General features: G+C 57.9%; 25 protein-coding genes, 2 tRNA genes and 2 pseudogenes. 14 read left to right on the top strand and 15 right to left on the bottom strand.

Going from position 1 to position 19904, the window contains the following annotated elements; all coding sequences use genetic code 11:
• Window positions 1-126 precede the first annotated feature (126 nt).
• From pvdQ to ACA046_RS14335, 3 genes are all read left to right on the top strand, one after another.
• On the top strand, window positions 127-2424 hold the full coding sequence (gene pvdQ / locus ACA046_RS14325) for a bifunctional acylase PvdQ (protein ID WP_497676809.1): 2298 nt from the start codon (window positions 127-129) through the stop codon (window positions 2422-2424).
• 214 nt (window positions 2425-2638) lie between these two features.
• Window positions 2639-2712: transfer RNA gene (locus ACA046_RS14330), tRNA-Cys, on the top strand.
• Window positions 2713-2837: 125 nt separating this feature from the next.
• Complete coding sequence (locus tag ACA046_RS14335) at window positions 2838-3326, top strand: DUF6030 family protein (protein ID WP_459028641.1); 489 nt, start codon at window positions 2838-2840, stop codon at window positions 3324-3326.
• 91 nt (window positions 3327-3417) lie between these two features.
• On the opposite strand, the gene ACA046_RS14340 is transcribed toward ACA046_RS14335, so the two are convergent.
• Together ACA046_RS14340 and ACA046_RS14345 are read right to left on the bottom strand one after the other, a co-directional pair.
• Window positions 3418-3723, bottom strand: coding sequence for a DUF6124 family protein (locus tag ACA046_RS14340; protein ID WP_459028643.1), 306 nt, complete (start codon window positions 3721-3723; stop codon window positions 3418-3420).
• Window positions 3724-4117: 394 nt separating this feature from the next.
• On the bottom strand, window positions 4118-5050 hold the full coding sequence (locus tag ACA046_RS14345; RefSeq protein WP_497676810.1) for an alpha/beta fold hydrolase: 933 nt from the start codon (window positions 5048-5050) through the stop codon (window positions 4118-4120).
• A gap of 185 nt (window positions 5051-5235) precedes the next feature.
• On the opposite strand from ACA046_RS14345, the gene ACA046_RS14350 reads away from it, so the two are divergent.
• Window positions 5236-6180, top strand: coding sequence for a GlxA family transcriptional regulator (locus tag ACA046_RS14350; protein ID WP_497677084.1), 945 nt, complete (start codon window positions 5236-5238; stop codon window positions 6178-6180).
• Window positions 6181-6234: 54 nt separating this feature from the next.
• On the opposite strand, the gene ACA046_RS14355 is transcribed toward ACA046_RS14350, so the two are convergent.
• Window positions 6235-6615, bottom strand: coding sequence for a DUF1090 family protein (locus ACA046_RS14355; RefSeq protein ID WP_497676811.1), 381 nt, complete (start codon window positions 6613-6615; stop codon window positions 6235-6237).
• Here ACA046_RS14355 and ACA046_RS14360 point away from each other — a divergent pair.
• Entirely contained in the window at window positions 6614-6754 is a 141-nt protein-coding gene (locus ACA046_RS14360; RefSeq protein ID WP_497676812.1) for a hypothetical protein, read from the top strand. The two genes, ACA046_RS14355 and ACA046_RS14360, sit on opposite strands and share 2 nt — an antisense overlap.
• 87 nt (window positions 6755-6841) lie before the next feature.
• Here ACA046_RS14360 and ACA046_RS14365 read toward each other — a convergent pair whose 3' ends face one another.
• Window positions 6842-7069, bottom strand: coding sequence for a hypothetical protein (locus ACA046_RS14365; RefSeq protein WP_497676813.1), 228 nt, complete (start codon window positions 7067-7069; stop codon window positions 6842-6844).
• A gap of 305 nt (window positions 7070-7374) precedes the next feature.
• Between ACA046_RS14365 and ACA046_RS14370 the strand changes: the two genes are divergently transcribed.
• Window positions 7375-7698 carry a helix-turn-helix domain-containing protein gene (locus ACA046_RS14370; RefSeq protein WP_167664961.1) on the top strand — a complete coding sequence of 108 codons (324 nt, stop codon included), beginning with the start codon at window positions 7375-7377 and terminating at the stop codon, window positions 7696-7698.
• Window positions 7699-7732: 34 nt separating this feature from the next.
• Here ACA046_RS14370 and ACA046_RS14375 read toward each other — a convergent pair whose 3' ends face one another.
• Genes ACA046_RS14375 through ACA046_RS14385 form a run of 3 tightly spaced genes read right to left on the bottom strand, consistent with a single transcriptional unit; the run spans window position 7733 to window position 11440 of the window.
• Window positions 7733-9109, bottom strand: coding sequence for a hypothetical protein (locus tag ACA046_RS14375; RefSeq protein ID WP_497676814.1), 1377 nt, complete (start codon window positions 9107-9109; stop codon window positions 7733-7735).
• A 4-nt stretch (window positions 9110-9113) separates the two neighbouring features.
• A complete protein-coding gene (locus tag ACA046_RS14380; protein ID WP_497676815.1) occupies window positions 9114-10301 on the bottom strand; it encodes a DUF6384 family protein in 1188 nt (395 codons plus the stop codon).
• Entirely contained in the window at window positions 10301-11440 is a 1140-nt protein-coding gene (locus tag ACA046_RS14385) for a merozoite surface protein 3b (RefSeq protein WP_497676816.1), read from the bottom strand. The genes ACA046_RS14380 and ACA046_RS14385 overlap by 1 nt, the downstream gene beginning before the upstream one ends.
• A gap of 211 nt (window positions 11441-11651) precedes the next feature.
• Here ACA046_RS14385 and ACA046_RS14390 point away from each other — a divergent pair, with 211 nt between their 5' ends.
• The 3 genes and pseudogenes from ACA046_RS14390 to ACA046_RS14400 all read left to right on the top strand — a co-directional run bounded on the left by ACA046_RS14390 (window position 11652) and on the right by ACA046_RS14400 (window position 13381).
• A complete protein-coding gene (locus ACA046_RS14390; protein WP_076013962.1) occupies window positions 11652-12260 on the top strand; it encodes a LysE family translocator in 609 nt (202 codons plus the stop codon).
• Between the two features lie 392 nt (window positions 12261-12652).
• Window positions 12653-12847: pseudogene (locus ACA046_RS14395) on the top strand (helix-turn-helix domain-containing protein); the annotation flags it as partial.
• Window positions 12848-13294: 447 nt separating this feature from the next.
• Window positions 13295-13381: transfer RNA gene (locus ACA046_RS14400), tRNA-Leu, on the top strand.
• Window positions 13382-13463: 82 nt separating this feature from the next.
• On the opposite strand, the gene ACA046_RS14405 is transcribed toward ACA046_RS14400, so the two are convergent.
• From ACA046_RS14405 to ACA046_RS14420, 4 genes are read right to left on the bottom strand one after another with little or no spacing between them, the layout of a single operon-like run.
• On the bottom strand, window positions 13464-14495 hold the full coding sequence (locus ACA046_RS14405) for a tyrosine-type recombinase/integrase (RefSeq protein WP_497676817.1): 1032 nt from the start codon (window positions 14493-14495) through the stop codon (window positions 13464-13466).
• A 1-nt stretch (window position 14496) separates the two neighbouring features.
• The gene (locus ACA046_RS14410; protein ID WP_497676818.1) at window positions 14497-14706 is read right to left on the bottom strand and encodes a DUF4224 domain-containing protein; all 210 of its coding nucleotides are present in this window, start codon (window positions 14704-14706) and stop codon (window positions 14497-14499) included.
• Window positions 14703-14930 (bottom strand): hypothetical protein, encoded by a 228-nt coding sequence (locus ACA046_RS14415; protein ID WP_497676819.1) that lies wholly within the window; start codon window positions 14928-14930, stop codon window positions 14703-14705. Before ACA046_RS14415 ends, ACA046_RS14410 begins: the two co-directional genes overlap by 4 nt.
• Window positions 14931-14966: 36 nt before the next feature.
• Window positions 14967-15527 (bottom strand): hypothetical protein, encoded by a 561-nt coding sequence (locus ACA046_RS14420; RefSeq protein ID WP_497676820.1) that lies wholly within the window; start codon window positions 15525-15527, stop codon window positions 14967-14969.
• 179 nt (window positions 15528-15706) lie between these two features.
• On the opposite strand from ACA046_RS14420, the gene ACA046_RS14425 reads away from it, so the two are divergent.
• Complete coding sequence (locus ACA046_RS14425; protein ID WP_497676821.1) at window positions 15707-15898, top strand: hypothetical protein; 192 nt, start codon at window positions 15707-15709, stop codon at window positions 15896-15898.
• A 99-nt stretch (window positions 15899-15997) separates the two neighbouring features.
• The gene (locus ACA046_RS14430; RefSeq protein ID WP_497676822.1) at window positions 15998-16216 is read left to right on the top strand and encodes a hypothetical protein; all 219 of its coding nucleotides are present in this window, start codon (window positions 15998-16000) and stop codon (window positions 16214-16216) included.
• Here the strand turns inward: ACA046_RS14430 and ACA046_RS14435 are convergent.
• Together ACA046_RS14435 and ACA046_RS14440 are read right to left on the bottom strand one after the other, a co-directional pair.
• Window positions 16167-16517 carry a DUF4406 domain-containing protein gene (locus ACA046_RS14435; protein WP_497676823.1) on the bottom strand — a complete coding sequence of 117 codons (351 nt, stop codon included), beginning with the start codon at window positions 16515-16517 and terminating at the stop codon, window positions 16167-16169. The genes ACA046_RS14430 and ACA046_RS14435 overlap by 50 nt on opposite strands.
• The gene (locus tag ACA046_RS14440; protein ID WP_497676824.1) at window positions 16514-16789 is read right to left on the bottom strand and encodes a hypothetical protein; all 276 of its coding nucleotides are present in this window, start codon (window positions 16787-16789) and stop codon (window positions 16514-16516) included. Before ACA046_RS14440 ends, ACA046_RS14435 begins: the two co-directional genes overlap by 4 nt.
• A gap of 153 nt (window positions 16790-16942) precedes the next feature.
• On the opposite strand from ACA046_RS14440, the gene ACA046_RS14445 reads away from it, so the two are divergent.
• Entirely contained in the window at window positions 16943-17065 is a 123-nt protein-coding gene (locus ACA046_RS14445; protein WP_497676825.1) for a hypothetical protein, read from the top strand.
• 1 nt (window position 17066) lies between these two features.
• Here ACA046_RS14445 and ACA046_RS14450 read toward each other — a convergent pair.
• A pseudogene (locus ACA046_RS14450) lies at window positions 17067-17989 on the bottom strand (DNA cytosine methyltransferase).
• A 398-nt stretch (window positions 17990-18387) separates the two neighbouring features.
• Here ACA046_RS14450 and ACA046_RS14455 point away from each other — a divergent pair.
• Window positions 18388-18573 (top strand): hypothetical protein, encoded by a 186-nt coding sequence (locus ACA046_RS14455; protein WP_497676826.1) that lies wholly within the window; start codon window positions 18388-18390, stop codon window positions 18571-18573.
• Window positions 18574-18966: 393 nt separating this feature from the next.
• Here ACA046_RS14455 and ACA046_RS14460 read toward each other — a convergent pair whose 3' ends face one another.
• Window positions 18967-19563 carry a hypothetical protein gene (locus ACA046_RS14460; protein ID WP_497676827.1) on the bottom strand — a complete coding sequence of 199 codons (597 nt, stop codon included), beginning with the start codon at window positions 19561-19563 and terminating at the stop codon, window positions 18967-18969.
• A gap of 113 nt (window positions 19564-19676) precedes the next feature.
• On the opposite strand from ACA046_RS14460, the gene ACA046_RS14465 reads away from it, so the two are divergent.
• Window positions 19677-19853, top strand: coding sequence for a hypothetical protein (locus ACA046_RS14465; RefSeq protein ID WP_422500104.1), 177 nt, complete (start codon window positions 19677-19679; stop codon window positions 19851-19853).
• The last annotated feature ends 51 nt before the right edge of the window (window positions 19854-19904 follow it).

Consider the following 19904-nt stretch of genomic DNA (forward strand, 5'->3'; position numbering starts at 1 on the left):
GGAGACATACCGACATGTCCGAATAAACATCTGCGGCTGCTAAATTATTCCCGGTTTTTACGTCTTAACTGAGGTGTTGGCGAAGCTGTCCCTCGTCACGGTGTTTAATTTGGCTGTGGAGTCTGCGTGATTATTTCCAACGGGTTGTTCAGGGTGTGCGTGGCTGGGGCGTTGCTGGGGCTGAGTGTTTCGGCCACGGCGCGGGTGCAGGAGCAGCAGACCACCGCCGAGATTCGGCGTACCAGCTTTGGTGTCCCGCATATCCGGGCCAACGATGAGCGTGGGCTGGGTTATGGCATTGGTTACGCCTATGCCCAGGACAATCTGTGCCTGTTGGCCAATGAGGTGGTGACCGTCAACGGCGAGCGCGCCAGGTACTTTGGCCCTGAGCAGGCGACCCAGGAAGGGCGTAATAACCTGACCAACGACGTGTTCTTCAACTGGCTGAACACACCCGAGGCCGTTGCGGCGTTCTGGAAGGCGCAACCCCCGGCGATGCAGCAGCGCATTGAAGGATATGTTGCCGGCTATAACCGTTATCTCAAGGAACGCACGGCCCAAGGCTTGCCTGCACAGTGCCAGGCGGCGTGGGTACGGCCGATCACGGCCGAGGACCTGGTGAAGGTAACCCGCCGGTTACTGGTGGAAGGTGGCGTCGGGCAGTTTGCCGAGGCGCTGGTGGGGGCCACGCCGCCCAATGCCGTTGCCCAGTTGGATGCCAGGGCGTTTGAGGTCGCAGCCACCAATCAGCAACGTTTTGCCCTGGATCGCGGCAGCAACGCCGTCGCCGTCGGCCGCGACCGTTCGTTCAACGGCCGCGGCATGTTGCTGGCCAACCCGCATTTCCCGTGGATTGGCGGCATGCGTTTCTACGAGATGCACCTGACCATTCCCGGCCAGCTGGATGTAATGGGCGCCGCCTTGCCGGGCCTGCCGGTGATCAACATCGGCTTCAACCAGCACGTGGCCTGGACGCACACCGTTGATACGTCCAAGCACTTCACCCTGTACCGCCTGACCCTGGACCCGAAAGACCCGACCCGCTACCTGCTGAACGGCAAATCCCTGCCCATGGAAAAAACCAGCATCAACGTGCAGGTCAAAGCCGCCGACGGCAGCACCAAGGAACAGTCCCGCACGGTCTACAGCTCGCAGTTCGGCCCGGTGGTGCAATGGCCTGGCAAGCTCGACTGGGACAACAAATATGCCTTCAGCCTGCGAGACGCCAACCTGGGCAACGACCGCGTTCTGCAACAGTGGTACGCGATGAACCGCGCCGCCAACCTCAAGGAGCTGCAAGACTCGGTGCACACCCTGCAAGGTATCCCGTGGGTCAACACCCTGGCGGCGGACGACCAGGGCCAGAGCCTGTACATGAACCTGTCGGTGGTACCGAACGTCAGCGCGAAAAAACTCGCGCAGTGCAGCGATCCCCGGGTTGGCCTGCAATTCATCATGCTTGACGGCTCCCGCAGCGCCTGCGCCTGGGACATGGACCCGCGTGCCGCCCAGGCCGGGATCTTCCCGGCCGATCAACTGCCGCAACTGCAGCGCACCGACTACGTGCAGCACTCCAATGACTCGGCGTGGATGGCCAACCCCAAGGCGCCGCTGACCGGATTCTCGCCGGTGATCAGCCAAGACAAAATCGGCCTGGGCCCACGTGCCCGTTTCGCCTTGCAGCGCTTGCAGGAACTCGACAAGCAGTCGATCAAGGCCGCCGACTTGCAGAACATGGTCATGGACAACCAGGTGTATCTCGCCAGCCAAGTCATGCCGGACCTGCTCAAGTACTGCGAGGGTGCCGACGCCGCCGTGAAATCCGTGTGCGACAGCCTCAAAAGCTGGGACCAGCGCGCCAACCTCGACAGCGGCGTGGGCCTGGTGCACTTCATCAACCTGGCGGAGCAACTGGCACAAGCACCCGAGGCATGGAAAGTGGGGTTTGACCCGGCACAACCACTGACCACACCTCGTGGGCTGGCGATTGAACGCGCAGGCGTGGCCAAGGCGCTGCATGAAGCGATGCTTGCCTCAGCCGCCGACGTTGCCAAACGCGGGCTGACCGCCGACAGTCGCTGGGGTGACATCCAGGTCTCGGGCCAGACCCCGATCCACGGCGGGCCGCAAGAGCTCGGCGTGTACAACGCCATGCAAAGCGTGCCAAGGGCTGACGGCAAGCGCGAAGTGGTCAGCGGCAGCAGCTACTTGCAAATCGTGACCTTCGACGAGAAGGGCCCCAATGCTGAAGGCGTACTGGCGTTCTCCCTGTCCAGCGACCCGGCGTCGAAATACTACAAGGACCAGACCCAGGCGTTTTCCGAGAAAAAACTCAGCCCGCTGCCGTTTACCGAACAGCAGATCACGGCGGACCCGCAGTACCAATTGCAGGTTATCCGTGACAAGGAAGAAGCCGGGCGGTAGGGTAGCCAACCGGGAAACGATGCCCCTTGAGAGAATATTTTTTGAAATCAAGGGGTTGCAAGCCCAGGCAAATGAGTACATAATTGCGCCCATCGAACGCACTGAAGCATTAAAAACTTCAATGTTTTCAATGAGATAGAGTAGAGGCAAGCTTCACATAGCCCACTCAAGTTTGTATGCGGTGAATGTCGGTTGTAAGGCATTGATCGTTTGAGGCCGAGTAGCAAAATGGTTATGCAGCGGATTGCAAATCCGCCTACGCCGGTTCGATTCCGACCTCGGCCTCCACTCTTAGAAACCCCGTAGATTAACGTCTACGGGGTTTTTTATTGTCTGGGATTCCATGGGGGTACTCGTTTCGGGCCGGAATGACGCCGGATCTCAAAGTGCCCACAGGAAGGGAGACTAAAAAGATGCTTAAAATTACTGTTCTGCCGTTATTACTGGCTTTTTCGGTGACGTGTTTTGCGGATTTAAAGCAATCGTCCCCGGAAAATGTGTGTGCGTTCCTTTCCGGCTCGGGCCTGAAGGGTCGAAAGTGGACTGATTACGGTGATGGTACATCGGGATGCGCCAGCAATTACAAGGACATCGGCGGCGGGGCTCCACTGGCTAATAACTTGGCTTATTACGCAACAGGTAGCGGCTCGACGGTTGATCAGGTAAAGCTCGTGTTGAATTTCAACCAGCCCAAATCACCCGGTGCCTCAATACAAGCGCTCGGAAAAGCAGCGGAGAAGCTTGCATCGAAAGCGCTGGGAGCGCCGCTGCCAGCATCAATCAAGAAGGCCATCGTGCTTGGTCAGCCGGAAACTGCAGAGGTCGGGACTGGAACAGTGGAAGTACTTCGGGACGAATGGCCGACCGGAAAGGGATATGAGGTTCATGTGGTGATGAAGTGACGGAGCAGACTGCCGATTTGATGAGGGGTAAAGCGGGTAAAGGGGACTGATTTATTTTATTTCAAGTAGTTCAGCCCCCATGCTTTTTGTTTTAACGCGGTTTTAAACAATCCAACGCCTGATCTGCCAACGTTCTAGCCATGTCTATCAAGTGAACGGTGGAACACGCCATGCCCCGGTTTTCACCAGTAGATCCCTGCACAGATCCTTCAGCCGTTGCGGCTGCGCAGCGCAACAATTCAGAAATTTGGGCGATTGCGTCTTCAAAGCTGACGTCTTGGTGAACGGTAAATATTGGGTGGGAGGCGGGATCGGGTTGGAGGTAGTGACTCAAGGCGCGATCAAAGGCTTCGCGGTCCCGGGTGGTACGAGGTGGGTCTGGAACGATCTTGTCCATGCATAAGCTCCTACTGAGGGGGGAGCCACCTAATGTCGTTTCCACACGACAGGGGGTGGCAGCTATACGCGGGGTGGAAAACCGGACAGTAGGACCCGGCCAGACCGAAGTCTGCCCACGTACAGCCGCCATAGAACGCTGACGAAAAAAACGCCGACAACGATTATGGTGCTGGCGCTTGGCGCCCACTGATTTCCAGGTTTCCACACCCGATCGCTGATGTGCAGCGACGGAGCGAAGACTAGCCAGTGATTCCAGCGGGCACAAGGCCGAAAGATTCTCTAGGAAACGTCCCGCAAGTTAAAGCGATTTGCCTTGCTGGCCCTTAAAAAACCGAGAAGATTTTAAACAGTGGACGGGATTTTTATTGGGCTTGGAAAAGTGGCGGCACTGACTATTTACCGCCGGTAATCCGCGCCATAAACAGCCGCGTCAGGCTGGCAATCTGTTCAGTTTTCTCATCCAGTGCGAAATGCCCCGCATCCAGAACATGAACCTCGGCACCCGGCACATCATCCTTGTAACGCATGGCCCCCGGCACAATGAACGACGGGTCGTATTTCCCCCACATGACCAACATGGGCGGTTGATGGTCTTTCAACCATTGCTGCCATTTTGGGTAAGAGGCGACGTTGTTTAGGTAGTCCAGCAATAACGCCGACTGTATTGCCCGCTGGCCCGGGCGGGACAATGCGGCAAACTCGTCTTCCCAGGCATCAGGGTTGTAACGCTCGGGATGAGGGCTGGTGCCCAAGTGACGCTGCTTCGTGCCTTCGTATCCGATGAACGCATCGACTTGCTCGGGGTGTTCGGAAGGGGCCTTCCAATACTTGGCGATGTTCGCCCACTTGGCTCCCAGGCCTTCGTTATAGGCATTGGCATTCTGGATGATGATGCCGTGCAGTTTTTGCGGCGCGCTGAGGATCATCCGGAAGCCTACCGGGCCGCCGTAGTCCTGCATGAACAGGGTGTACTCATCGATGCGCAATTGCGTGAGCAGCTTGCTCATGGTGTCGGCGAGATGGTCAAACGTGTAGGCGTAGGTCGCCACAGAGGGGGCGTCGCTTCTGCCGAACCCAGGGTAGTCGGGTGCGATCACGTGATACCGATCAGCAAGCAGCGGTATCAACGAGTCCCACATGCGCGAGGAAGAAGGGTAGCCATGGAGCAGCACAAGGGTCGGCGCGCCTTTGGGGCCGGCCTCACGGTAGAAAACCTTCACGCCTTCCACGCTGGTCCAGTGATAGCCAATGGACTCGGTGGTATAGGGGATGGTGGGCACCGGTTCGGCAGCGTATGTCGGTTCGGTCATCGAGAGCGTCGTCATAAGTGCTCCTAGGGTGCAAAAGGTCGCGATGTTCATTGAGGCCTGGGCTCTGATTTGCGCATTTCCCGGCGAAATGCAGCTGGGATCAGAGTGGACGTATCCGAGAATGGGCACCATTGGCCCAATGACCATTTTTCATTAGAATCGGGCCAATCTTGATCAGGCCAGCTTCCGTGAAAAAAAGTGTGAGCGTTGCAGTCATCGCGTTTAACCGCATCAGCCCCTTTCACCTGTCCGTGCCCTGCCTGGTGTTTGGTAAAGATCGCAGAGTGGGGGATTCGCCTTGGTTCGATCTGGCGGTCTGTGCGGGCGAGGAGGGCGTGCTGGTTACCAACGCCGGTTTCGCCATCCACTGCGACCATGGTCTGGATCAGGCGGCCGGGGCCGATATCGTGATTGTTCCAAGCTGGCGGGATGTCACCGAAATGCCGCCGGCAGCACTCCTCGAAACGCTTCAGGCTGCTTACGCAAGAGGCGCGCTGGTTGTTGGCCTGTGTCTGGGGGCGTTCGTACTCGCTCATGCAGGTCTGCTGAGCGACAAGCGGGCAACCACACACTGGGCTTGGGCGGCGCATCTGGCGCGAGATTTCCCTCGCATCGAAGTAGACCCCAAAGTGCTCTATGTCGAGGTAGAGCAAATCCTGACCTCGGCGGGCGTGGCCGCGGGCCTTGATTGCTGCATCCATATTGTCAGGCGCATTTATGGGCGGGGGGTTGCCAACGCATTGGCGCGACAGCTGCTTGTTTCCCCACATCGGGACGGCGGCCAGGCTCAGTTCATCAGTCAGCCTGTTCCTCAAGGCGCAAGCGACCAGCGCCTCGGCCAGTTGCTGGATTGGCTTCGGGCAAACCTGGGCCAACCTTTGTCAATCGATCAAGTCGCGACGAGGCTGGCGATGAGCCGGCGTAGTTTCACCCGGCATTTCAAGCAACTCACCGGCTCGACGTTTGGGAAGTGGCTTACGAACGAGCGAATCAAGGCAGCCCAACTGCAGCTCGAAACAACCGACCACAGCATTGAGACGATCGCGGGCTCCTGCGGGTTTGGTACAGGCCTGTCGTTACGTCAGCACTTTTTCTCGATCGTGGGCGTGAGCCCAACAACGTACCGGAAGGCTTATCAACGATAGGTTTGGCAGAAAAATGGCCCGCTATCACGGGCCTTTCTCACAGGGCATTCCAACCTATTTGAACAGGCCGCCAATCGCGTTGATCGCATCCGCAGCCTTGTTCACGTTTTGCTGGTGTTGGGGGTTGGTGCTCACCTGCGCCTGAGCGTTGTAGGTGCTGTTGCTGCAGCTTTTGTTGGTTTGTGTCAGCGCTGCTTGGAACGCGGTCGCGCGCAGGGTATCGCCCTTGGCATTGGCCGCATTGATATTCGTCTGCAGGTCGCGGATCTGTTGCTGGCAGGAGGCGTTATTGGCGTTGACGGTGTTGTTGCTGTTGCTGGCGCCACCCAGGGCAGCTGACAGGGCGCCCGTGAGGGCATTCAGGTCGGCGGCTTGGGCGGTGAGGGTGAACAGGCTGAACAGGGCGGCGGCGGGTGCCAGTTTGGAAAGGCGCATGGCAAACCTCAATGTTTTATTGCCTGCGCAGATCCGGGAGCCCGAGCAAGCGCAGAACAATATCCATATAGAAGTGAGCGCTCGGGTGCAGCGAAATATATTTGGTCAGTTTTTGACCTTCAACTGGGGAACTCCATGAATGTGAGTTGTTTCACGTTGTTTCTTAGACATTGATGGGGTGTTACAGCAGCATTTACTTGAAAGGATGACAAATGAGGCAGCTACCTCACTTGGCGCAGTGCACACCCGATAGCCGCATCAGCAGCGTCAAAGCAACGATTGCCCAGCCAAAGTTGAGCGCGACAAACATCCATTCAGGTGGATTTACCCCCAGGAAAATCATCGAAGTAATCGTTAAAAAAACCATCAAAAACCCAAGCGCAAGCCAGAACCAGCGATTGGCCTGGCGCGGACACCCCTCGATCTTCAACGGGTTGTCTTCAGGGAGCGTCATGTTTGTTCGGCCTCGGTAACCTGCTGCGTCCTTGCCGGTGTTGAGCTCAAGAACGCTATCCTGAGCAATGGGAGTAGACGGTGCAAGGATAGCGATGCTTCATTACGCTCTACACCCTGCAAAGGGGAGGGCGGCCAAGTTAAGTCCGCCCGCCACTGACGTCACGTGAAGGTAGATGAAGCTTGCCGGGTAGCCGCTGCCGGACCTGACGTGCGCGCGCAATAGGCAGTCACCCGAATGAATGGACCCTCGCCCTGCACATAAGCGTATGGTAGGTGTTAAACACGCGTACTGAGGTACCCACCATGGACGATCTGCTCGGCACCCGCCTGAAAGAAGAACGCAAGGTCCTGGGGCTCTCCCAACAGGAGTTCGGGGCGATTGGCGGTGTCGCTGCGAATGCCCAGGTGCATTACGAAAGCGGTGCTCGACTGCCCAAGTCCGATTACCTGATCGCCATCCGGCGCAAAGGCGTGGACATACTTTACGTGCTGACGGGGGAGCGGGCGGTTATCAATCTGGACACGCTCAGCGACAAGGAAACGTTGATCATCAACCACTACCGCACGCTGGACGGGATGGATCAGGATGCGATTGCGCAGATCACTTCCTCGTTGTCTGACAGCTAGCAACGAGGAAGTCCCGGATTTGCTTTGCGCCAGGCTAGAAGCTGTCGGTCGTCCTGAAGTTGCCGCCGCCTGTACTGCCTGACGACGAAAAGCTGACCGTGTTGTTATTGCTGTTGCTGTCGACGGTGATGACGCCGTAGCTGATAGGGCTGATCGATGCGCTGACATAGCCCCGCGTCGCGCCGGCGGCTACTTGGCTGCGGCGCACGATTTTAAGGCCCCGGCTAAGCACATCCACCACTTGCCCAAGTGTCACGTCCTGCGTCATGTAGCCGGCTACCAGTCGCTCGAAGTCTGTCGACAGGTCAAAGTAAACATCGCGACCGGTAAAGTCATCGGTGCGAACTCTACGCTCCAGATCTTTGGCGCGCTGGTAGTCGCTCTTGTACAGCTTGATTGCATCCTCGGCCTCCGCCAACTTCTGTAACACCATTACCAAGCGCAGATGCGAAGTTTGCAGTCGCTCCACGATCAGGTCGTCCGCCGCGTCCGGAGTCTGGCTGGCGAGGTCAACCAATTCGCCGATGCTGCGGGTTTTCAATTGGTCAGTGAGCAACTGCCGAGCACGCTGGTACTGCGGGTCTTCGTTGCGCAAGTAGCTGCCGAGTTTTTCCTGGATAGCATTAGCCTGGCGCTTGGCGTTGTCGATCACCTGTTGCAGGGCGTCGAGCTCGGGCTGTATTGAGGCCTGCCCGAGTTGGTCTCGTGCCTGAGTCAGTTGCGCATCGACACTTGTGCTCAGGTTGCTGATCAGGGCGGCGCGTTCGGCCTGCAAGGCTTCGTTTCGCTCATCAAGGGCGATCAGGCTAAGCTCGTTTTTGCGGTTGGCGAGGTAATTCACCTTGGTGGCCAGCCAGTTGTCCATCCAGCGGTTCAGTCGATTTCGCCGGTATTGGTCGGTGCCGAAAGCGTGCCCGCGCAGGTAGACGTAGACCAGGTTCGTATCATAGCCACGGCGCTTCAGCGCGCACTCCTGGCGCAGTTCCTCATAACCGCTGATGTGTTCGCGGTGGGCGGCTTGGGCCAGGTCCAGTTGCTCGACCTGACGCGCATAGTCCGGGTTCAGCTCCAGGGATAGCCGGGCTTGTTGGTCAAGAGAGTCGGCCCGTGCTTGCAGCTTTTCCTTGCTGGCCAACGCCCGGGCCACGTCGTGCTCAGCCTCACGCAGCTCTCGGTGGAGCAAGTCCTGAGACTGTTGGCGCATTTTCAGGGCGGAGGCAACTTGCACGTTCTGCGTGTCGCCCAGTTGCAGGTGCAGGACGGCGATGTGGCCCAGGCGCAGGGTCAGATCCTGCTCCAGCGCCAGTTGCTCGCCGAGCAGTTCAGACAGTTGTCGCTCGGCCGTACGAATCCTCAGCTCGGCGTTGCGGGAGTTACGTTCGGTGATGCCGATCAGGGTGTCAGGCGTCATGTCTTCACCACTCCAATATCGTTTCGAGCGGGTCGGTGGTCCGTTGGCTCAAATAGGTGACTTCCATCCTGCCGGCCGGCTTGCGGCCGATCACGCGGTGGGTCAGGTGGCCGTCGTCGAGTTTGTCGGCCTTGACCTTCAGGTATTCGGCCTGCGGCACCCGCACAGCGAACTGGCTGGCCCAGGCGCCAGTGCCGGTCTCAGTGCTGACGGTGGGCAGCAGCACCGGCCTGTCCGACAGGTCGACGGCTTCAACAACCAAATACCAGCTCTTGCCCTGGGTCGAACCAGGATTGGAATTACACAGCGCCTTGTCGTAGCAGCGCTCGACACCAGACGGTGTGCCGGGCCGGTCAACAACCCGGATGGTTACCTCCTTGGGGATCAGTTCGGTGTTGGCACGCAGGGCCCTGAGTTGGCCGCCGGCTTTTTCGATCTCGAATTTCCCGATGAGGTCTTTGATCATGACCAATTCGGCCTGCATGCCAAGCGTCGCTTTGCTGTCGGCGGCGGGCAGGTGAATGTCGGCGACCTTGCGGGTCAACTCGTTGAGCTGGTCGGTCATCGGCTGGACCGCCTTGACCTTGGCCAAAAACGCTTCCAGCACGCCAATCTGTTCGTTGGCGTAATCGACCCCCGAGGTATCGACCATCGCCAGGGCATGTTCGGCCTTGGTGTTCAGACGGGGCAGGGCACTGAACAGATCGCTGCCCTCAAGATAGGCCGGATCCTGTTGCACGGCGCTCAGGCGAGCCTTCAGGTTGGCGATGTCTGACTGTTTCTGTGCCACGTTCGTCTCAACGGCGATGGCCGCTCGTTGAGCCTCTTGGATTTCGTGCCTGGCGACCATCACACGGCTGCATTGCACCACCAGCAAGGTGACCGCGATGAGCTGAATGACGAGTATGCCGCGATGGCGCTTGAGCAGTACCTTGCTCCAGAAACGGTCAAGCGCACTCAGTTCCGGGGCCTCGAACACCAGGCGTTTGGAAAAGAATTCGCGCACGCCTTGGTCGATCTGCGCTTCGCTAAACTTGATGCCGTTGTTCTGGTAATACTCACGGATGCGCGCCGCCACTTCGGCACGGCGTTGAGGCAGGCTCAGGTCCTTTTCCACGGCCATCTGCTGGTGGCGCAGTTGATCCACCAGCGCCATCGCGCCGAGTTGCTCGGAGAGGAGAATGTCGCTCATCAAGCGGCCTTGGTCAGCAATGCGGCGAACTTGCGTTTGGCCTCTTCGACGGCTTCGGCGATGTCACGGGACGCGTTGCTGGATTCAGCTCGGTAGGTTTCCGTGAGGCCGTGCATGTCCGTCTGGAAACTCAGGGTGGCATCGGCCAGGGCGCGCACCGAGTCGACTTTGATAGTGGCGCCGTAGCTGGCCTGGACCGCTGCTTCCAGTTGTGTGTTGCCGGTGCTGCCCAGGGCTTCAAGGCCCTTGCTGATGCCGTCGGTGGTGGCATTCAGCGTGTTGGTGGCTTCGGCCAGGCCACTGTTGCTGGTGAACGACACGGCGAGGCCGGTCAACACCACTTCGTTGGTGGAGAAGAACGAGACCATGCGCTGGTACTGGCGCTCTTTGATCACATGCACCTGGTTGATCCGGGCGAAGACCATTTCGGCCGTGTTGTAGCCGACCTTGAGGTCATCGGCGATGTCCTTGACGATCTGATAGCGCTTGTCTTCGTCCTGCAGGGCGCGTACAGCTTCGTCGCGGCGCAGCTCCAGGGCCGCGCGCTCGGCCGGCGCCAGGGTTTCGGCAGCCGTGACTTGGGCGTTGGCCTCGTTCAAGGCCTGGGTCCGCTGCTCCAGCACCTGGCCGGCCGTGGCGAGCACTTGCTGGGCATCGACCTCGGCGGCTTTCATGGCCATGCGGAAGTCCAGGTAGGCCTCCAGAATCACGGTTTCCCGGGCGATCTGGTCATTGGCCGACTTGCACACCTGCAGGTATTTTTCACGGATCTCGCTGAAGCGGCTGGGGATCGAGCCACGACGCAGGTTCATCCAGCTCAGCTTGAGTTTCTCCAGCGTATCCAGGCGTCCGTCATCCATCCAGCCGGCCATGGCGGCCGCGTCTTCGCGGATCGAGGTGAAGCTTTGGGTGATGTCCATGAAGCGTGTGGAGATATCCATCCCGGCGATCTGTTCGCGAACCACGCTGTTGAAGGTGGTCGACTGTTGCAGCACGGCAGCGATAGCGGTGACTTTGGCGGTGTCGTACTGGGCCACGCGGTCCAGCAATACCAGGACCGGTGCATCTGGAACCGGCTGCAGAAGATTGATGCCCAGGGTCCGCAGGCCAGTCAGCGCGCGGTCGAGGTAGTTGCTCATCGAGTGTCCTTTCAGGATGTGTTCAGCACAGGGTGCAGATAGGTGCACAAGTATACCGATCAATGAAGGCAAACCAATGGCAGTTGGGTTGGAAGGCGGCTGTTGGCAGGCCTGACGAAGTGTATGCCTGTATCTCCCTGTAGCTGTACGGGGCGCAGGCTGGCGCAACGTTCTACTGTCACGGCCACAGTACTCGTTCGGATGTCGCGCCATGCTTATGTCTTCAAGCCTGTTGTCAGCCTTTGCGCTGTTCGCCTTTGTCTCCTCGATCACCCCTGGCCCGAATAACACCATGTTGCTGGCGTCCGGGGTGAACTTCGGTTTTGTCCGCTCGATTCCCCATGCATTGGGCATCAGCATTGGCTTCATGTTGTTGGTGATCGCCGTGGGTTTGGGCCTGGGTGAAGTGTTCAAGGCGTTGCCGTGGGCCTACACCGTATTGCGCTATGTGGGGGCGGCGTATTTGCTGTACCTGGCGTGGAAGATTGCAACCTCCAGCGCGATGTCCGATGACACCGATGACAAGCGCAAACCCATGACCTTTCTCGGCGCTGCGGCGTTTCAGTGGGTGAATCCCAAGGCCTGGGTCATGGCGTTGGGCGCGATCACCACCTATACGCCTGCCGACGGTTATGTCACCAACGTGCTGTTGATTGCTGCGGTGTTTGCCTTGGTGAACCTGCCCAGCGTTTGTGTGTGGGCCGGCTGTGGCAGCGGCTTGCGCAATGTGTTGCGCGAGCCGCGTTGGTTGCGGCTGTTCAACTGGTCGATGGCGGGATTGTTGGTGCTGTCGTTGTATCCGATGTTTTTTGCAGGCTGAAACTACCTCTGAACGCAGGCGGTTGGGTGTGGATGCTAGACCGGTGAGATGGTGGCGAGCAGACCAATCGCGATGGTCAGCGCAAGAAAACCGAACAGGAAAAATGCCATCTTAGCCATAAGGCCTCCGAAATGAACGGGCCGGCAGGACGGTTCCTGTCGGGCTCCACGGGCGTGTCGGGAGTGGGTGTATTGTCAGGGCAGGACGGGTTTCGATACAGGGTCAGATGCACAAGAAAAAAGCGTATCAGATGCTCCCTAACGTCGCAGGTGCCGGAGAACAGGGGGTGCTGGATTTCGGGGATCAGGCAATAAATAGCGGTTCAGTTCGGTCAAGGAACTAACCTTTTGTGCGGAGTATCGTATTCACCATCCCACTAAGGAGATTTTTTCATGAGCATTGGGGCGAGGTTAAAGGCAGAACGTGCCAGGCTTGGCTATTCTCAAGCGGCGCTGGGCAAGGTCGGAGGCATTGAGACCAATGCCCAGGGGCGTTATGAAAACGGCGTGCGTTTTCCACGGGCAGATTACCTGGCGGCCATTGCCAAGGTTGGTGTCGACGTGTTGTTTGTCATCACCGGCAACCGGGCGGAAAATGGCAACGCCGATTCAGCCAAAGCGGCCGAAGCACTGGACAGCGCCACGGAGTGCCTGGAGAAGGCAAAAGAGTTGATTCACTGAAGCGGTTTGCATCGGGGCGAGTAGGCAAATGGGCAAAACGTTGGCTGCGCTGTCGTTTTTGATGACCCTGGTTTGGGTTTCAGTGGTCATTGCGGTAATGACTTATTTTTCCTGATGCGCCTGGTGACGCGTGCGGTGGGGGCCGAAGCGGCCGGCGCTGCTATTGCCCACGACCGCGACCGAAACCTGTAGATCACTGATCTGGCGAGCTTTTTTGTTTGCCGGGGCGCAGCTTGTTTGTTTGAAAAAGCCCGCGCTCGACCTTGCATCGAGGGGGCTGGATCTATATATTCCCTAGCCTGCTGCAACGCTCAAGGGCTTTTCAAGCTGCTTGGCTCGCTGTATAGCGCTACCGCCCGAATGGCGAAACTGGTAGACGCATGGGACTTAAAATCCCCCGCTCGTAAGGGCGTGCCGGTTCGATTCCGGCTTCGGGCACCATCTAGAATCAAGGGTTTGCGGGCGAAAGCTGATGCAAGCCCTTGTTTGTTTCCGGTCCGCAATAAAATAACTGGTCCGCAATTCACTTCGTTGGTGAGACTTTCTTGCCTTTCCGGTTGCGGATGTACTGCTCAGTCATCACGACGGTGGTATGCCCAAGTTGATCCTTGGCCTGCATGATGTCGCCGCTGGACTCGGCCTTGTCTGTACCGGCTTTGGCGCGCAGATCCCGCATTTGAAACTCAGGCTTAGCCACCCCAGCAGCTTTCCTCGCTATATCAAATCTCCTACGCAACATTGCCACCGTCATCGGTGTGCCATCCTCCGCAACGATCAGCCGCGTCGAGCGGACCATATGCCCTGACTTTCGGGACATTATTCGATCAATCAAAACCTTCAGTTCGCCAGTGACCTCGATTCGACGTTTTGCCTTTGTTTTCCCCTGAAGGACCCAGATCTGCCCATCCCTTAAGTCTCTTTCGTCCATCAGCCGTGTGTCCGTGACTCGTTGACCAGTCAGGTAGGCGAGGTCCATGGCATCGCGCAACCCGGCGTCAGCCTTGTCGTGAACTCGCTTGAACAGCTCGTCCTCAACGTAGGTGTCCCGTCCAGTCTCCTTGTTGCCTTTGATTCCGGCGCATGGGTTCGCCAGTGATGTATAGCCCTTGTCCCTGGCGTAGTTCCATATCGCGCTGAGCAGGGCCTTCTCTCGATTGGCTCTTACCGGCGCTGACTTTCGCCAGGTCAGATACTGGCGAACATGAAGGGGCTCGATCGTCTCAAGAGGTGCGGGCGGATCATCGAAGAACGCCATTAAGTTTTTCAGTTCGCGCTGGTTGTCGAGCTGAGTCGCTGCGCCCTTGGTGGGCACAATTTCAACCAGGTACTTTTCTGCCACGTACCGAAAGGTGATCACCCTGGCAACCAGTTCGGTTGAAGTGCGATCACGCTCCAGTTTCGCATACGCCATGATGGCCAAGCCGTAGTCACTGCCCAGGGGTATTTCCTTGCGGTCCTTTCCGCCGGTGTCGTAATAGTAAAAAACTCGGCCACTGGCTTTCTTGCGCTCTCTCAGCCGGGCGATGGAGCCCGGCTTACTTGGTCTTCTTCCCATTTCAGCTTGCCTTGCGTGGTTTCCATACGAGTTTTTCTGGCTCGGACATGCCGACGGCAGTTACTGCCATGGCGGTCACGCTCGGCCACCCGTTCATTTTAATGGTGTGCCTGATGCCGTTCCTTTTGAGGTTCAGGATCTGGCCAGCCTTAGTCCGAGCGCCGGTCAGCTCGCAAACCTCTTCATGCGATAGGAAATGAACTCCGCTCATGGATCGCTCCTTGCGCCCTTAGTGGGCCGCGCTGTCTTGATGATGTGGATGATGAAACCGAAGGTGATCAGCAGCCAGGCGCAGGTGCCGGCGAAGGCGTAGAGGATGTCGGCCGTTTCGCCGTCCTCCAGAAGGCATGGGCCGATCCAAAAGAACCAGCCTCCGCTGCCGATCAGGTACAGCAAAGCGCCAAACAGGATCAGGGTGAGTTTGATTGCGTACATGTGGTGTCCTTGCCGCGCTGGGCGGCAGAAGGTGGGTTAGATTTTGAATTCGGCGGCTGGGCTGAGTTTTCTGGCGTAGTCCAGTAGGTCCGCAGACCAGTCGCGACCTACGCCGTCATCGAATGCGAACAGCATCCCACCCAAGGCTTTGCGAAGATCCTCTGTCTCGGCTGTCAGCTTGATTGCCAGCGCCCGCAGCCGATCTGCTTCGGCCTTCCATTCAATCGCGCACTCTTCAAAGTGCTGCGCCGGCTCCCAGGGTGAAGGAACCACGTCGATGGTGATCGGGCCCATGTCCCAGTTATTGCGCTTTGCAGCATCAGCACACGCGTCCCGCACGGCCTGGGTCTGATGCTCTGCGTCGTCTTTGCTGAGGCATGCATGGACTTCTCCAGGACCAACGCTGTGCATCGCCCAAAGGGCTATGGCTGGTTCCGCAAGCGCCCGGCGCAAACAGTTCACGATGGGGCGCAGCGGCTCCTTCTCTTCCAGCTCGGTCAGTGCATCCTCGACAACCTTCCGATCGAGGGTCAATACCTCAATGGCTGGCTCGGGCGGCGCGGTCATCGCATTGATGATTTGCTGCATGTCAGACATAGGAATACCTCGCCCGCCGCTCACCGGCAGGCATATAGGGGTATGGAGTAATGGCGTTTTGCCTAGATTTCTACTGTTTCAGAAGTGGTGTAAAAAAGGCTAAAACCAGTTCGTGATGAGGCATGGACGTGTCCCACAACCTTGATGCCCCGATAGCGCATGCCTACCGGGGCCACGTAATGTTTCTCAAGTTCGACTGGCGACGCCCGAACGACAACGCCCCGGTCGCGGCCAAGATCATCGAGCCCGCTCCAATCGACGGCTTGGGCGAAGTTGCCGCTGAGCTTTCCGGCCCTTGGCCTGATTTTCCATCTGCATTGGATGCCGCAATGGCTGCCGCTGAGCGATGGGTAGATAGCCAGTTGCCGTAGCATCCAGTTGCATGGAATTCCCCAGGTGTAGCGTTGTCACCTGCAATGGTCGGTACAACACCCGGAATATCCGGTGAGGCCCGCCGCAGGTTCAGACAAATGAGCAGAATCGACGACTTCAGGTTTAAGTCTCAACAACTGCTTATCGAGCTCGACGCAGCCACCAGCAAAATGATGATGATGGTTTCTGCGAAGGAAGTTTCGGGGCTTGACTGGGACGCCGCCACGCTGCGCCATCACGACGCCTTTGAGGCATGGAACTCTTTTCTTAACTCTCCTGAACGCCCGCTGGATGAGTCGGTGCCGCCGATTCACTAGCGTTCGCTACCAGATCATGGGCATTCACAACCGTCATGCTGAGGCGTTCGGCGATAAGGACTTCCAGGCGCGCGCCTTTTGAATGCTCCCAGCCGGGCAGGGTAGCCACGGTGTCGCAGTCCATCAGGGCGGCGATGTCGCGGCGCATGCAACCGTTCCAGCTGCCGCCCTCGGGGTTGAGTTCGGCGGGGTTGGTGACGGTGTGGCCGCCGGCGCGCAGGTTGGTGGTCATGGCGTGGAAGGCGGCGAAGTTGAGGCCGGGCAGGCCGGTCATGGGGCCGTTGAGGTAGATGCGCTTCATGCGACCTCCTTGTCATGACCAGGGCAGCCGCCGCCTGTGAAATCGAAGCCTTCACACGGCGGCCCGAATGGAAGCACCTCTTTACCCTGGGCCAGCGCTTCGAGCAGATTTTCCTTAGCCTCGTCGGCGGTGCATTTGCGTCCGTCAACGCGGAAAATGCCTTTGAGCTGGCGCTTGCTGAAATCGCGAATTGCCCCGCGCACGCTCAGATGAATGTGAAAGGTGCGGCCGTTGGGACCGAAGGGATCAATCGGTTTTTTTTCTGTAGGCATGGGGAGTCCTTGCCGGGCCATGCCCGGGCGGTGGAATGAGGGGCGACCGAAGGTCGAAACCAACTAAATGCGGCAGGCGACTTGCGTTTTTGAGATCAGAGATAGGCTTACAAGTACCGGCGAGTTTTACCGGTCCGCTTAACGAGGATCTCTATGGTGATTATTCGATTCTTTGAAGACTTGCTTCTCCAGGTGCTGGTAGAGCAAATGATGAAGAACATTCACTACGCGATTGGCTGGCTCACTGCCTTACCGTGGGAGGCCTGGTTTGCGTGAGTCAGGCCGCAGCCATCAACGCCTCGATGATCCGTTGGCCGGCCAGCGGCGGCACCGCATTGCCGGTCATGTGCATAGTCAGCCGATGGTTGTCCGGTCGCTGTGTGTCTTTCGGGAAGGATTGCGCGGCCATGGCCTCATCGGCGGTGATCATGCGCATCCGGTCACCGTCGACCACGGCCCATCGATCCAGGGTAGTGATGGTGCCGATCGGGCGGTCTAGGCTGCGGCCGGTGAGCCCAGACCCGGAACCGTAGTAGGGCATCACGAACCGCTCCCCGAACCGTTCCCGTCCATTTTTCACGCGCGTCAGCGTCGATTCGGCACGGCCTGGTTTGATGATTGGCGACCACTTGCCGGCGGTGAAGTCGATAATCTCGCTGGCCGGCACGTGCTGGTGTTGTTGTAGCTGCAGGTTTAGCGGTGCCTTGCTGCGTGAGCAGACCATGAACAGCCGCACCCGGTGCTGAGGCACGCCGAGGTCTGCACAGTCCACGATGTGCGGTGCCAGCGAGTAACCCAGGCGCTGCATCGCATCTGCCCAGGCCGGGTATAGGATCCAGTCCATGAACTCCGGGACGTTCTCGATGATGGCGAAGTCGGGCCTGTTGACCTCTGCATTCGCCACCGGGGCCCAGGCCGTCGAGCGTGAATTGTCGTGCTGTGGGTTGCCTGACGCCTTACCGCGCGCCTTGGTGTGGCCCTGGCAGCATGGAGAGGCCAGCATCACGTCATGCTTTGGTACTTGCGACCAATCAGCCTGGTGTAAGTCCTGGCAGACGTGCTGAGTGTACGGGTTGTTCCTAGTGTGCCACTCCACGGCGGCGGGCCAGTGGTTGGCTGCCCATAGGACGTTGAGTCCGGCGTCTTTCCCGCGCGGGTCCACCCGCCGAAGCCGGAAAACAAATCAATTGCTGTATGCATAGGGGATCCTTACCGGTGGCGTGATTCGTTGATAGGGAGTATTGGTGTCTTAGGGCATTCAGGCATTCGGCCCTGTAAGAGGTACTGATATGGCCTGGGTAGTTATGCTTACGAGTCCCGGCGGCGACAGATTTTATGGTGAAGCTATCGATCGCGATGGCATTCGATATCGTTGTGCCACTGCCGATCAAGCGGAAGCCTTTCAGACAAAGTCAGACGCAGAAGCGAGCTTCTATTACTTCCGATTTATGAGGGCCTTGGATGGGTATCAGCTTGACGCTGTAGAGATCTCGGTGGCCCAAGCGTTACCTCCGGGCGTGTGCCTGCCTGACCGGTTGGCTTGATTTAGATTTGTTGGCTATTGGTATTGACTCATCTCATCCAGGACGGAGACCGATATGAGGCTGCAAAGCGATATCGACGCACTCGCGGCAATCGAAGAGGACGCGCGCGCGATGCTGAATCGGATAGGCATTCCCGACGACAAGCAGAAGCTTGAAGTCTTGATCTGCTTGCGACAGATAATCGATCTTGCGAGCTACAGAAGACAGATCGACGAGTACCCGGAGCCACTGGCGCGATAGTCCGCGGCTGGCGTGATCCGTTGATATGGGCTATTGGTTGAGGGCCCGGCATTACGTCGGAGCTGGGAGTGTTTTGATGAGTGACTTTCGAAAGCTGACTCAGCAAGAGTTGTCAGTAGCTCTCGATATACTTGAAAGCGAGGTAGCGCTCTATATTACTGATAATCAATGTATGGCTGATGGATCTGGTTACTGGGTGTTCTTTTCCTTTGATGCAAAAACTCCTCAAGACCTCCTATCTCGGCTCGGTGTCAGGGCTGACAGACTCCTCGCTTTGAAAATGCCTTGCTTAGAGGAGGGTTGACCGTGCTACCCCGGTAAGCGTCGCCTTCCGTAGCTGGCTGGCACAGTTCGTTGATATGGGGTATTACGGGTGACGGGCATGGAAGCGCATCAGGCCGTGATGCGCTCGCCAATCACCTTGGTGGTGAAGCTCACCAAGTACTCGGTTGTCAGCTCGAACAGGCCGTTGCAGGTGTCGCACTCCATGTTCTTGTCGCCGTAGTCCTCGCTTTCAATGTGGATCACGGTGGCGCAGTGCGGGCATTTGCATTCGTCCTGACTGCGATAATCCCACTCGTCGTATTCGCTCTCGGCTACCTTGGCCAGCGCTTCGGCTTTCGCAACGGCGTCTTCTGCGTCCTGGCAAGGTTTGCAGGTGAAGCCGTCAGGATGGCCCCACGGTGTTTCCGTGAGCTTCGAGCGGTGAGTGCTGCACAGGCGGCAAACATTGTGTTTGTCGCACACCGAGTAGCTGTACTTCTCACCGCTTCCGTTGCACTTGGCACAACCAGAGACCCAATACCAGGCCCCATCGACGCGCTCGGCATACAGCCCCACTTCTGGTGGATCAAGCCGAACCTCTGGCAGTCCGTTGCGATGTGGCCGGTCGTGGCTGCAAGCGTTCCAGATATTGGTTTTCCCTGAGCGGAGGCGCTCAGTCCATTCGCCGGAGATTTCCGGAATCAGGATTTTCGTGTTCTTGTTCATGGATTATCTCCAGTCAGGCGCCGCCCACCGTGATATCGGATGGAGGCGGAATGATTGATAGCGTTACTGGGTGGGGAAATTTACAATTTCTGTTTTATCATGGAGATGAATAGATGTTCCCCAAGTACGTGCGCCCTGTTGGCTATGGTTTGGTGGTAGTAGGAACGATCTCACTACTATTTTCGGCATTCGAGTTATTTGCTGGAAGAGATTCTCTGTTTGCCGTGGCTAAATCAGCAGTATTTGTTCTTGTTGGTGTCTGGATTATCAAGAGCGCAGTAAAGGCCTAGCTACATCCCAAAGTGGCAATTTCACACAGCTGTTGCCCTCCGTGACCGGAT

It is taken from the genome of Pseudomonas sp. LBUM1641, assembly GCF_059716235.1.